A 13,688-nucleotide genomic window follows, 5' to 3' on the forward strand; every position below is an offset into this window, starting at 1 on the left:
TAACAGATTGAAGAATTAATCTTCTTTCTTATCATTTCTAGGTTTTCTGTCATCACGACGGTTGTCACGATTACGATTATCGCGTCCGCGATTATCTCTGTTTCCACCTTTGTTGTTGTCTCTTGGAGCTCTTTCCTTATAACCTTCAGGTTTTGGTAAAATAGCTTTACGAGATACTTTTTCTTTACGAGTTCTAGGATCTATACCAAAGTACTTCACATCAAAAACGTCTCCCATGTTAACAACATCGCTAACATTTTCTGTGCGTTCCCAAGCCAACTCGCTTACGTGTAATAATACTTCGTTTCCAGGAGCTTCAGTGTATTCTACAACAGCACCAAAGTCTAGCATTTTAATTACTTTTACTTCGTAAATACTACCAACTTCTGGCTTGAATAACATTGCATCGATACGAGCTAAAACAGCATCAATACCTTCTGAACCTACACCTAAAATTTCAACAATACCTTCTTCAGTAACAGGATCTTCATTGATAACGATAGTAGTTTCAGTTTCCTTTTGAAGTTCTTGAATGTTTTTTCCACCAGGTCCAATAAGTGCTCCAATAAATTCATTTGGAATACGTCTTGTTACCATTTTTGGTGCATGACCTTTAACATCTGCATTTGGAGTTGCGATGGTGTCAGTAAGTTTTTCTAAGATATGTAAACGACCATCACGAGCTTGCTTTAGTGCTTTTACTAAAATCTCGTATGATAATCCTTTTACTTTAATGTCCATTTGGCAAGCAGTGATTCCATCAGCAGTTCCTGTAACTTTAAAGTCCATATCACCTAAGTGATCTTCATCACCTAAAATATCAGATAAAACTGCATAGTTTCCTGTTTCAGCATCAGAAATTAATCCCATTGCAATACCAGAAACTGGTTTTTTCATTTGAACTCCAGCATCCATAAGTGCCATTGTACCAGCACAAACAGTTGCCATAGAAGACGAACCGTTAGATTCTAATACTTCAGAAACTACACGCACTGTGTATGGGCAATCTTCTGGTACCATTTTCTTAAGTGCACGTTGTGCTAAGTTACCATGTCCTACTTCACGACGCGATGTACCTCTAATTGGTCTTGCTTCTCCTGTTGAAAAAGGAGGGAAGTTGTAGTGTAGGTAAAAACGCTCTTCGCCTTCAAAAGATGGCATATCTATCATGTTTGCTTCTCTAGATGTTCCTAAAGTAACGGTTGCTAATGCTTGAGTTTCTCCACGAGTAAATATTGAAGAACCATGTGTTGATGGTAAGTAATCTACTTCACACCAAATTGGTCTGATGTCAGTAGTTTTACGACCATCTAAACGTAAACCTTCGTTTAAAGTTAAGTCTCTCACAGCTGCTTTTTCAGCTTTGCTGTAATATTTAGAAACTAAGTCACCAAAGTCTTCAAGTTCTTCTTCAGTAAACGTAGCTACAATTTCTTCTTTAATTTCAGCAAATGCAGCGCCTCTTTCATGTTTTGAAGATCCTCCTTTTGCTACAGCATATACTTTGTCGTATGCCATATCATGGATTTTCTTAGCTAAATCTTCATCTTCTCTTTCAGGCTCATATTCGCGAGTTTCTTTTTTACCAAAAGCTTCAGCTAATCTAATTTGAGCATCACATTGAACTTTAATAGCTTCGTGTGCAGCTTTTATAGCTTCAGTCATTTCTTCTTCAGAAATTTCTTCCATCTCACCTTCAACCATCATTACAGAATCTGCAGAGGCTCCAATTACCATATCGATATCAGACTCGGCTAATTGTGATAAAGAAGGGTTGATAATGAATTCACCATTGATACGTCCTACACGAACTTCAGAAATTGGTGCTTCAAAAGGAATGTCAGATAATTGAATAGCAGCAGAAGCAGCTAAACCTGCCATTGCATCTGGCATTACCTCTGGGTCGTGAGACATTAACTGTATCATTACCTGAGTTTCGCTGTGGTAATCTTTTGGGAACAATGGACGTAACACACGGTCAACTAAACGCATTGTTAATACTTCGCCATCACTTGGTCTTGCTTCTCTTTTAAAGAATCCACCAGGATAACGACCAGCAGCTGCAAATTTTTCACGATAATCTACCGTAAGTGGTAAAAAATCAACATCGGCAGACTTGTAGTTGGAAACAACTGTACATAATAACATACATTTTCCAGATTGCACCACAACACTACCATGAGCTTGTTTTGCTAATTTTCCGGTTTCGATAGAGATTTCTCTACCATCACCTAGGTCTATGACCTCTTTGTAAGTTTTTGGAATCATAAAATTTTTAATTCTAATACTAATAATACTTGCGCATATTAGTACAATGTTAAACAATGGTCGTTGTGTTGTTGTAGTTGTTGTGTGACCAATGAAAAACCTTTTGCCCCAAACTTTATTTTGGGATTTAGCTTCTTATTTTACGAATGTTATACTCTTTCGTAAGAGTTGTTTATAAAACAAAAAAGAGGCGCGAAGCCTCTTAATTGTGATTATTTTCTTAATCCTAATTCCTTTACAATAGCACGATATCTCATGATATCCTTTTTAGTTAAGTAGTCTAGTAAAGCACGACGCTTTCCTACTAATTTTACTAACGATCGCTCAGTATTAAAATCTTTACGATTTTGTTTTAAGTGCTCTGTTAAGTGATTAATTCTGTACGTAAATAACGCAATTTGTCCTTCAGCAGAACCAGTATCGTTCTTTCCTTTACCGTGTTTTGCGAAGATTTCTTCTTTTGCTTCTTTTGATAAATACATGCTAATATTATTATAAATGATTGTTATGTATATGAAAGATTTTCTTTCAAGCGGCAAATATAGTGTTTTTTTGTGATTTGCAAGAGAATTAATTAAAAAAGCGAGCCATTTGGCTCGCTTTTTTTTATGCTCTTAGAGGTTGATTTGTAATCAAATCTATGTAGAGATTTATTTTATTCTTTAAATCTTTTCTATGCGATATAAAATCTAAGAAACCATGTTCTAATAAAAACTCTGAGGTTTGAAAGCCTTCAGGAAGTTCTTGTCCTGTGGTATCTCTCACTACTCTAGGTCCTGCAAAACCAATTAAAGCTCCTGGTTCGCTAATATTAATATCTCCCAACATTGCAAAAGACGCTGTTGTTCCTCCTGTGGTTGGATCGGTACATAATGAGATATAAGGAATTCCAGCATCGGCTAATTGTGCTAATTTTACTGATGTTTTAGCTAATTGCATTAAAGATAATGCTGCTTCCATCATACGAGCACCACCAGATTTTGAAATAATCATGAATGGTATGTTGTTTTTTAAAGCATAATCAGCAGCACGTGCTATTTTTTCACCCACAACACTTCCCATTGAACCACCAATAAAACTAAAATCCATACACGCTATAACCAAATCTTTTCCTTTAGATTTTCCTACAGCTGTACGTACTGCATCTTTTAGTTTTGTTTTTTCCTGAGCAGCTTTTAAACGGTCAGGGTATTTTTTGGTATCCTCAAATTTTAAAGGGTCTTTAGACTCTAATTTAGTATCTAATTCTTTGAATTTGTTATCGTCAAAAAGAATTTCAAAATATTCTTTACTACCAATTCTTACGTGGTAATCATCTTCAGGACTTACGTAGAAATTCCTTTCTAATTCTTCGGTATCAACAATTTTTCCAGTAGGAGACTTGTACCACAACCCTCTGGGAGTGTCTTTTTTCTCTTCGGTAGTTGTTGTTATACCTTTTGTTTTTCTCTTAAACCAAGACATTAAAATTAATTTTAATTAGAAGTTAGTTAGAGTGCAAAGTTATAAAGTATTTACATTATTTAGGTCTTCAAACGCTTTTTTTAGACGTTCAACAAAAGTGTTTTCTCCTTTTCTTAACCAAACCCTTGGGTCATAGTACTTTTTATTAGGTACATCATCACCTTCAGGATTTCCAATTTGAGATTTTAAATACTCCGATTTTTCATCCATGTAATCTCTCACTCCACTCATAAATGCATACTGCATATCAGTATCAATGTTCATTTTAATTACTCCATAACCAATAGCTTCTCTAATTTCTTCTACTGTAGAACCTGAACCACCATGGAATACAAAATCAATGTGATTGTGTTCAACACCATATTTTTCAGAAATATATTCTTGAGAGTTTTTTAAGATTTTTGGAGTTAATTTTACGTTTCCAGGTTTGTAAACACCATGAACGTTACCAAAAGCTGCAGCTACTGTAAATTGGCTACTTACTTTGCTTAACTCTTCATAAGCATAAGCAACTTCTTCTGGTTGTGTGTATAATTTTGAATCGTCAACATCAGTATTGTCAACACCATCTTCTTCACCACCTGTAATACCAAGCTCAATTTCTAAGGTCATTCCCATTTTGCTCATTCTAGCAAGGTATTGCTTACATATTTCTATGTTTTCTTCTAGAGGTTCTTCACTTAAATCAATCATGTGAGAACTGTAAAGCGGTTTTCCTGTTTCAGCAAAATGTTTTTCACTAGCATCTAGAAGACCATCAATCCAAGGCAATAGTTTTTTTGCACAGTGGTCAGTATGTAAAATTACAGGAACACCATAGGCTTCTGCCATTTGATGAACGTGTTTAGCTCCTGCTATAGATCCAGCAATTGCAGCTTTTTGGTCTTCGTTGCTTAACCCTTTTCCTGCGTTAAATTGTGCGCCTCCATTTGAAAACTGAATGATTACTGGTGCGTTTAATGCAGCAGCAGTTTCCAATACTCCATTTATAGTATTAGAGCCAATAACGTTTACTGCTGGTAGTGCAAAACCTTTTTCTTTGGCTAGTTTAAAAATTTCTTGAACTTCTTTTCCTGTTGCTACTCCAGGTTTGATATTGTGACTCATTTTTTAGTTTTTAAATTGAAATTGTTATTTCAAAAGTAATCAATTTTTGAATAAACAGAGGCTAATTTATAATTAGTTATTCAAAGAAATCAACTAAAACGTTGTAGATTTTAGGGCTTGTGTTTTTTTAGAAAGGATAGTTAATTCCTATGTTGTATACTGCGTTTCCAAAGTTGTAATCGTTAAACCAACGATTGCCTAAACTGTATGAAGGATCGTAAGTTTTAAAGCCAATATCTCCTCTAAGGATAAAGAATTTGAAATCATATCTTAATCCAAAACCAGAACCAATAGCTATGTCTTTTAAAGAGCTAAACCCACTAAAAATAGCATCTTTGTCCTCAACATTATCAAATACATTCCAAATATTACCAGCATCAACAAATAAAGCACCATTTAAATTTCCTAAAATATTGAAGCGTTGCTCCATACTTAGGTTTATTTTAAAGTTAGCTTCATTGAATTCATTGGTGGTTTTTGAACTTCCAGGTCCTAAGTTGTAGGCTGTCCAAGCTCTATTGTCATTAGGTCCACCAGCAAAGAAACTCTTTGAAAAAGGTATACTGTTTGAGTTTCCGTAAGGAACAGCAATACCAAAGTAACTTCTCACAGCAAATATGTTTTTTTTGCCTAAATCCCAATGTTTTACATAGTCAAACTCTCCTTTGATGTATTGAGAAAAGGCAACTCCAAAAATCTCATATTGGTCATTTTCATTTTTATCTGCTCCTGTAAGTTTAGATAGGTTTGACAGTAGATTTCCTGCAAATTCTAACTTGAATCTTAAAATTGAAAAATCATTGTCAAAAATGTTTTCTCTTCGGTCTTTAGTATAGTTAAAGCTTGAAGAAAAAATAAGGTTGTCCTCAGTTAAACGTTGCTCTCGTTGTGAAATGTTGCTTACATCAATATAGTTATCATCATCAGGAGTTAATGCTGTGTTGTTGTTTAATACGTCTGAAATAAAACCATCTGTTCCTTCAGGATAGGTTAAATTTCCATTTTCATCTAAATAAGAAGCATTTGAGTTGTAAGTTTGAGCAATTGTATTTAATCTATTGTACGAGTTTTGATATACACCAAAGTAGTTGGCAGTGTTTAGGTTTTTTACAAACTGAATATTAAAAAGGTCTAGATTATTGGTAACTTTAGTTGAAGGATACCAATTGTAGTTAAATATTCCATTTAGTGTTTGTTTGTCTAAACCTATATTACGCTGACTGGTTGCTCCAAAACTGATACGTGTACTTGGAGTCATGTATTTAGGGATTATTTTTTCGGTATTTGTTGGGAAAAATAATCTTGGTATGGTGAGTCTTAAATTTGCTCCAACCTCATTAATGTCAAAAAACTGGTCTTTTGAATTTCCTGCATCTTTTGAAGCTCCTATTGAACCAAGAGCAGAAATTTCTAGAGTTTCGGCGCCTCTAAATACATTTTTAATATTAAGTCCTGTACTGAAAGAAAACCCAATGGTTTGAATATTACTTTGTGTAACATCAAACCTAAACCCAAGTTTGTATTTTTTTTCAGGTGACAACATTATGTTTACCGTTAATGTTGTGTCATTAGCGTTTTCAATGTAGTCAATGGTTGGGTACCTAAATGTGTTAAGGTTGCTTAAGTACCTATAGGTTCTTGTTCTGTCAATATCTTTAAAAACATCGCCTTTTGTTATAAAAATAGCGTCAGTTAGTGTTTTGGGTCTGTATTTTAACTTGTCAAAACTGTAAAGGTTAAACCCGTTGTAGTCTGTAGAATCTTTTAAAGTTAAATCTTTGTTTTCAAATTTGTAGTCAGTAAATACATTAACTTCTTTTATCTTGTAAACTTTAAAAGGAACTCTGCTGGTAGAGTCTTCATTTCTTATAGATCTGTTTTTTATAACTAAATCGGTGTTTACTTTTTTATTTGTACCAATTGTGTCAATGTCATAAGAAATGTAGTCTTGTCCAAAATGATAAAAGCCTGAGTTTCTTAAAGCAGTTGTCAATCGTTCTCGTTCACCACTAAAGTTGTCTTCAATGTAACGCTCACCTTTTTTGATTAAAGATCCTTTTTTTAGTTTTTGTTGATAAAGAGAATCTATAATTGGAGTGCTAATTTTAGCATTTAAAGAGTCGATAATGTAAGGGTCTCCAGTTTCTACATTATACGTTACTTTAGCGCGTTGGTCTTCGCCTTTTGCAATTTCATAAGATGTTTTTACATCAAACCAACCATTTCTAAAGTAGTAGTTTTTTAGGTTTGTAGCAGTTTTTTGAGTTTTAACTTCATCAACTATCACAGGAGCTTCACCAGTTTCTTTAAGCCATCGGTTTAAGTTTTTGCGCGACTCGATGTCTTTTTCAAGTTGCTTTCTGGATAGTAATTTAGTTTTCCAAGCTACTTTTCTTGGGTTGTTGTAAATTTTTTCCTGTAAAATAGAATCAATATTAGGTCTTGCTAGGTTGTAAATATGAAGTCTTAAAGGAGTTCCTAGTAAAGGTAGTTTTCCGTTAGGTTTTTGGTAGTAAAGGTTGCTAATGTCTTCGGTGTTGTTTTTTTTGCCATTAACAATTGTAGTGTTTTCTGTTAAAAGATAATCACTTTTTTTAACCCGTTTCATAACATTACATGACGTTACCAAGCAGGATAAACCTATATAAATAAATATATTTTTAAGTGTTTTATTCAATCAGAAACAATTAAGATTTATTACTTAACCAAATTTACAGTTTTTAATGTTGTGATAGCATAACAAAAATTAGTCCAAAAAAGTATTACTTTGTAATGCTTTAACAATAAAACAAAAGTAAATACATTTTAATGTTAACAAAGAGCCAAATAAAATTAATTACGAGTTTAGGTCAAAAAAAGTTTAGAATACAGCATCAACTTTTTATTGTAGAAGGTGTAAAAGGCATAAAAGAGTTTCTTAATTCTAGTATAGAACTTCATACGCTATTCACTACCGAAACCATTTTTGAAGCACCAACGCAACAAACAGTTTTAGTAACTGATGCTGAATTGAAAAAACTAAGTGCTTTAAAAACACCTAATACTGCATTGGCTGTTTTTAAAATTCCTAAACCTAACCCTGTAAATGAAAATGCTTTAATAGTGGCTTTAGATGATGTTAGAGATCCTGGTAATTTAGGAACTATCATTAGGCTTTGCGATTGGTTTGGAGTTAAAGATCTTGTGTGTAGTACAACTACAGTAGATTGTTTTAATACTAAAGTAGTACAGGCAACTATGGGATCGTTAACGCGTGTTAATGTGAGTTATCTTGATTTGGAAACGTTTTTAGCAAATTCTAAAATGCCAAAATTTGGAACCTTTATGGACGGAAAAAATGTTTATGAAATGGAGTTGCCAAGACAAGGCATTATTGTAATGGGAAATGAGGCTAACGGAATTTCAAAAGCGATTGAACAACTTATCGATCAAAAAATAAGCATTCCAAGGTTTGGAAATCTACAAGCAACCGAAAGCTTAAATGTTGCTACAGCAACTTCAATTTTTTTAAGCGAATTTAAAAGGTAATTTATTGAAATGTAAAGTTAATAAACACACCTCTTGTTTTCATGGTGTGTACATTACTTGTCCAAGGACTATTTGGGTCAGTGTCTCTTACAATTTCATCATTAAAAGCAAAAACACCACGAATTGAAGGTGTGAATTTAAACCAGAATAAGTAAAAATCAATCCCAAAACCAAGCTCATAAAAAGCCATGTTTTTTTTGGTTCTAAACTGTCCTACACTATTATCGTCAGGATTTTCTTCGTTACTAGATAGGTTTATTGCAGTGGATACTCCAGCTAAAACAAAAGGCTTAAAATTATTAATACGTTTTGTGGATACTTTAAGGAGTAAAGGAAAATGAACGTAGGTAGATTTAACTTCTCTTAATAAATCAGAAGAATTGTACTCTAACCCTTGAAAAGCACTTGGGCTATATTGCAAATTACGTTGCGTAATAAATAAACCTGGTTCAAACCTAAGGTTTAAGTGTTCATTTAATCTTAAGTCAGAAATTAAACCAACATTAAACCCAGTAGTAGATTCTACAAGAATATCATCCATATCCTGCTCATAGTTGAACTGAAAATCATAACTGTTCAACCCAAGAAAAAATCCCCAACTTAACCGTTGCTTATCAAAGTTCTCGTTGTTTTTTATTTTTTCTTTTGAAAAAAGCTGCGCAGAAGCCGTTTGGCTTACTATTAATAGTACTAAAATTAAAAGCGTTTTTTTCATATTAAGATTTAGATGCTATATAAATTGAAGCAACACCAAGTGTTTGAGGTTTATTACTGACATCTATAAACCCATTTTTACGTAAAATATTGTTTAAAGCTTCACCATGTGGAAAAATAGAAGCCGATTCGCTCAAATATGAATAAGCTGAACGGTCTTTTGAAAATATTTTTCCAATAGTAGGTAAAATATATTTAGTATAAAATTTATAGCCTTGTTTAAAAGGCGTTTTAGTAGGAACTGATGTTTCAAGAATTACAAATGTTCCGTTAGGTTTTAAAACTCGTAAAATCTCAGAAAGTCCTTTATCAAGGTTTTCAAAGTTTCTCACACCAAAGGCAACTGTAATGGCATCAAAAGTATTATCGTCAAATGGTAAGTTTTCAGAGTCACCAATAATCATTTTAATAGTGTCATCAAGTTGCTTGTTAGCTATTTTTTGCTTTCCAACTTCAAGCATGCCTTCGCTAATGTCTAATCCTATAATTTCTTTAGCATTAGTTTTGGTTAGGCTAATAGCCAAATCTCCAGTGCCTGTTGCAATATCAAGAATAGTGTTAGGTTTAGATTTTGATACAATATCAACTACTTTATTTCGCCATTTTATATCAATACCAAAAGAAATAACTCTATTAAGTCCATCATAATCTTTAGAGATAGTATCAAACATTTTAGTAACCTGTTGCTTTTTGTTCAGGTCACTATCTTTATATGGCTTAATTTTTACAGTCATTATTTTTTTTGGCAAATATATGACAATACATTAGTATTAAATAATATCATTATTTGAGATTTTAATTATGCCTCAAATATCCGTACCTTTAAAGGGTAACACAATTATAAACTACAAACAAACATTGCTAATGCAAATTTATACTATATTTGCTTGTTTTTTTGAATATTCAAACCAATGAAAATAATTATTGCTGGAGCAGGTGAGGTAGGGTTTCATTTGGCAAAATTATTATCCTATGAGTCGCAAGAAATTACACTTATAGATTCTGATAAGGAGAGTTTAACCTACGCCAATAATCACTTAGACATAAGAGTAATAAAAGGAGATGCCACTTCAATTGCTGTTTTAAAAGATGCTAGAATCAATACTGCAGAGCTTTTTATAGCTGTAACATCTTCTGAAACTACAAATATTACTGCGAGCGTACTCGCTAAACAATTAGGTGCAAAACGTACTATTGCAAGAATTTCTAATGCTGAATTTATAGACCAAAAAGAAGAAGTTGGGTTCTCTAAATTTGGTATTGACGAGTTGATTTCTCCAGAGTCGTTAGCGGCTTCTGAAATTGAGCTTTTGCTTAATCAGTATGCGTTTAATGACAGTTATGAGTTTGAAGATGGAGCGCTAACAATGCTAAGTTTAAGACTTTCAAGAACTGCAGCTTTTGTTGATAAAACAGTAAAAGAAGCTGCCGAAGCGTTTTCAGAATTACACTTTGTACCAATAGCAATTCAACGTTTTGGAACACAATACACAATTATTCCAAGAGGAGATACTCAGTTTAAAGAAGGTGATAAAGTAGTGTTTATTACTTCAAAAGGAGGAGATCAAGAACTTTTTGAACTTTCTGGTAAGGTGAAAACCGAAGTGAAAAATGTAATGATACTTGGTGGTGGAAAAATTGGTTTTCAAACTACAAAAAGTTTATGCGTAGGTAAGTTTAAAGTAAAACTTATTGAAAAGGATAAGAAAAATGCTTTTGACTTAGCCGATGAGCTTCCTAATGCATTAATTATAAATGGAGATGGTAGAAATGTTGAGCTTCTTGAAGAAGAAAACATTGATAGTATGGATGCATTTATTTCTGTAACAGGTAATTCTGAAACCAACATCATGTCGTGTTTGGTTGCAAAATCTAGAGGTGTGAAAAAAACTATAGCTTTGGTTGAGAACATGGATTATTTTCAGCTTTCGCAATCTATAGGTATTGATACACTTATTAATAAAAAGCTTCTTGCTGCAAACAATATTTTTAGATACATACGTAAAGGCGAGGTTGTTGCTATGACTAAGCTCAACAATATGAATGCTGAAATGTTGGAGTTTGTTGTAAACTCTAATTCTAAAATTTGCAATAAGTTAATTAAGGATTTAGATTTTCCTAGAGCTGCAATTATTGGTGGAGTTATAAGGCATGGTGAAGGACTGATACCTCTTGGTAGTTTTAAAATTTCAGAAGGAGATAGAGTTGTAGTGTGCTTTTTGCCAAGAGTAATTGCTGAGGTTGAAAAATTCTTTTATTAAGCCAAAACAAAAAACTACTGATGAAACTTAACTATAAAATCATTTTTCACTTTTTTGGATTATTACTGTTATGTAATGGTGGTTTTATGCTGTTGGCTGCATTGGTAAGTTTAATTTGTAAAGATGGCGTTACAGTAAAGCTATTGTTATCTGGTGCTTTAGTGCTTTTAGTAGGTGTGTTTTTAATGGTTGGCACCAAGAATCACCGAAAGGAAATGAACAAACGAGAGGGTTACATTGTTGTAGCTTTTGGTTGGATAGTAATGGCACTTTCAGGGTCGTTACCTTATTTGTTAACCAGTACCATTCCACAGTTTACAAGTGCTTTTTTTGAAACCATGTCTGGTTATACCACTACAGGAGCCACAATTTTAAATGATATTGAAGTTGTGCCTAAAGGTGTGTTGTTCTGGAGAAGTACAACGCACTGGATTGGAGGTATGGGAATTATAGTTTTGGCAATTGCTATTTTACCTTTATTAGGAATAGGAGGTATGCAAATGTTTGCTGCTGAAGCTCCAGGACCAAGTGCTGATAAACTGCACCCAAGAATTACTGATACAGCTAAGCGTTTATGGTTAATTTATTTTGGATATACAGCTGCTGAAACTATTTTACTTAATGTAGCTGGAATGTCGTTTTTTGATGCGTTAAATCATTCTATGTGTACGTTGTCAACAGGTGGATTTTCTACTAAAAATGCTAGTGTTGCTTACTGGAATGGACAACCTATTATTCAATACATTATTATTGTGTTTATGTTTTTGGCAGGAACAAATTTTGTGTTGAGCTACTTTGCATTTAAAGGTAAAGTACAAAAGGCAATTCAAGATGAAGAGTTTAAATTGTACTTTAAATTCATTGCTATTTTTACAATTATCGCAGCAGTAATCATCTATTTTAATGCTGATGCATCATTGTCTTCTATCGAGCATCCAATGGTTTGGGGAAAAGCTGAAAGCAGTTTTAGGCATGCGTTGTTTCAGGTGTTGAGTGTTGTGACTACTACAGGTTTTATTACAGCCGATTATACACTTTGGTCGCCATTTTTGGTAGTCTTCTTTTTTGGGTTAATGTTTTTAGGTGGTTCAGCAGGTAGTACATCTGGTGGTGTTAAAGTGGTTAGGCATCTTATCTTGATTAAAAATGGTTTTTTAGAGTTTAAACGCGCTTTGCATCCTAATGCGATTCTTCCTGTTAGATATAATAAAAGATCAATACAAGGTGAGATTGTATTCAACATACTTGGTTTTTTCATTTTGTATATGTTGTCTTTTATTGTTGGTGCTTTGGTCTTTTCAATGTTTCAAATAGATTTTGAATCTTCCATTGGTTTGGCAGCTTCTAGTTTAGGTAATGTTGGACCAGCTTTAGGGAATTTTGGTCCAGTAAATAATTATGCAGCTTTACCGCTTTTAGCACAATGGTGGGCGTCCTTTTTAATGCTTATTGGACGTTTAGAACTGTTTACAGTTTTAATATTACTAACACCTTTTTTCTGGAGAAACAGATAAATTTCATAAAAAAATAAAATTCTCAAAACATAAGATTTTACAAGGCTTTTAATGAGTTTTATGTATTGAATTTTAAGGTTTTAAGGTTTTGTAGTGTAACAAAATATTTTGTCATGCGTCATATATGTGTAACCAATTAAACCAAAAAATTATGGAATTAGTTTTATCATTACAAGATTTAGAACCTCATCCCAAACAGGGTTTTGAGAAACAAGAAGGATTATTAAATTCTAACTACAAACAAATAGTAAAGAGAAATTTAAAAGCGCTAAACTCTAATACTATTTTCGGAAACAAACATCGTATCAAAACACGACAGTTTGTTAAAACTTCTAGCGTAGCAACACTATTAAAACTTTCTGTTTTTGTTGTTCTTCTAACAGCGATTCTGTAGGCTTAACGCAGAATATGAACTTTACAGCTTTTGTAAGCTAAACACAAAACTGACTTTTTACCCTTTACATATTCAATAGTATAAAGCTATTGAGGAGGCATTATATACTTTTATATTAACATTTTAAAACCTAGAAATTATGGGCTTTGGAGGATCTGCGCAATCTATGATTACTATTCTCAAGAATAATGAGAAAATGCGCAACAAGCGTGACAAGTTTAAGAAAACCTTAGGAGGTTATGATAATAAACGCAAAACCGAGTACGATTTCCCTGAAGCTACACCAGAAGTTTTAAAAGAGATAAAAGAACGGTTAATTAAAGAGCGTAAACAGCGTTTTATTAAGATAGCAATACTTTTTACTATACTGTTGAGTTTGTTTATATACTTTATAGTAAGATGAAAAAAATCCGCTTAACAAGCGGATTTTTTATTAGT

The 13,688-nt window shown here is 33.1% G+C and carries 12 protein-coding genes; 5 read left to right on the forward strand and 7 right to left on the reverse strand.

All coding sequences use genetic code 11. The features are described from left to right. Positions 1-15 precede the first annotated feature (15 nt). The 5 genes from ABD011_RS04515 to tamL all read right to left on the reverse strand — a co-directional run bounded on the left by ABD011_RS04515 (position 16) and on the right by tamL (position 7,516). Positions 16-2,268 (reverse strand): polyribonucleotide nucleotidyltransferase, encoded by a 2,253-nt coding sequence (locus ABD011_RS04515; protein WP_129759291.1) that lies wholly within the window; start codon positions 2,266-2,268, stop codon positions 16-18. 212 nt (positions 2,269-2,480) lie between these two features. Then, positions 2,481-2,750: a 30S ribosomal protein S15 gene (gene rpsO / locus ABD011_RS04520; RefSeq protein ID WP_129759290.1), complete on the reverse strand. Its 270-nt coding sequence runs from the start codon at positions 2,748-2,750 to the stop codon at positions 2,481-2,483. 124 nt (positions 2,751-2,874) lie between these two features. Next, complete coding sequence (accD, locus tag ABD011_RS04525) at positions 2,875-3,732, reverse strand: acetyl-CoA carboxylase, carboxyltransferase subunit beta (protein ID WP_129759289.1); 858 nt, start codon at positions 3,730-3,732, stop codon at positions 2,875-2,877. A gap of 39 nt (positions 3,733-3,771) precedes the next feature. Next, on the reverse strand, positions 3,772-4,839 hold the full coding sequence (gene fbaA / locus ABD011_RS04530) for a class II fructose-bisphosphate aldolase (RefSeq protein WP_131505969.1): 1,068 nt from the start codon (positions 4,837-4,839) through the stop codon (positions 3,772-3,774). A gap of 127 nt (positions 4,840-4,966) precedes the next feature. Next, a complete protein-coding gene (tamL, locus tag ABD011_RS04535; RefSeq protein ID WP_486323396.1) occupies positions 4,967-7,516 on the reverse strand; it encodes a translocation and assembly module lipoprotein TamL in 2,550 nt (849 codons plus the stop codon). A 131-nt stretch (positions 7,517-7,647) separates the two neighbouring features. Between tamL and ABD011_RS04540 the strand changes: the two genes are divergently transcribed. After that, positions 7,648-8,367, forward strand: coding sequence for a TrmH family RNA methyltransferase (locus ABD011_RS04540; protein ID WP_343796146.1), 720 nt, complete (start codon positions 7,648-7,650; stop codon positions 8,365-8,367). 1 nt (position 8,368) lies between these two features. Here the strand turns inward: ABD011_RS04540 and porT are convergent, their stop codons facing one another. Both porT and ubiE read right to left on the reverse strand, forming a co-directional pair. Next, a complete protein-coding gene (gene porT, locus ABD011_RS04545) occupies positions 8,369-9,082 on the reverse strand; it encodes a type IX secretion/gliding motility protein PorT/SprT (RefSeq protein ID WP_131505966.1) in 714 nt (237 codons plus the stop codon). A 1-nt stretch (position 9,083) separates the two neighbouring features. Continuing rightward, positions 9,084-9,815: a bifunctional demethylmenaquinone methyltransferase/2-methoxy-6-polyprenyl-1,4-benzoquinol methylase UbiE gene (ubiE, locus tag ABD011_RS04550; protein WP_131505965.1), complete on the reverse strand. Its 732-nt coding sequence runs from the start codon at positions 9,813-9,815 to the stop codon at positions 9,084-9,086. Between the two features lie 177 nt (positions 9,816-9,992). Here ubiE and trkA point away from each other — a divergent pair, with 177 nt between their 5' ends. The 4 genes from trkA (at position 9,993) to ABD011_RS04570 (ending at position 13,653) form a co-directional block, all read left to right on the forward strand. Further along, positions 9,993-11,342, forward strand: a complete 1,350-nt coding sequence (trkA, locus tag ABD011_RS04555) for a Trk system potassium transporter TrkA (RefSeq protein WP_131505964.1) — start codon at positions 9,993-9,995, stop codon at positions 11,340-11,342. Positions 11,343-11,362: 20 nt separating this feature from the next. Further along, positions 11,363-12,856: a TrkH family potassium uptake protein gene (locus ABD011_RS04560; RefSeq protein WP_343796150.1), complete on the forward strand. Its 1,494-nt coding sequence runs from the start codon at positions 11,363-11,365 to the stop codon at positions 12,854-12,856. 151 nt (positions 12,857-13,007) lie between these two features. After that, positions 13,008-13,250, forward strand: a complete 243-nt coding sequence (locus ABD011_RS04565) for a hypothetical protein (protein ID WP_262732124.1) — start codon at positions 13,008-13,010, stop codon at positions 13,248-13,250. Between the two features lie 139 nt (positions 13,251-13,389). Beyond that, positions 13,390-13,653: a hypothetical protein gene (locus ABD011_RS04570; protein WP_134198637.1), complete on the forward strand. Its 264-nt coding sequence runs from the start codon at positions 13,390-13,392 to the stop codon at positions 13,651-13,653. The last annotated feature ends 35 nt before the right edge of the window (positions 13,654-13,688 follow it).

The sequence above is a fragment of the Gaetbulibacter jejuensis genome, assembly GCF_039524015.1.
Classification (GTDB): domain Bacteria; phylum Bacteroidota; class Bacteroidia; order Flavobacteriales; family Flavobacteriaceae; genus Gaetbulibacter_B; species Gaetbulibacter_B jejuensis.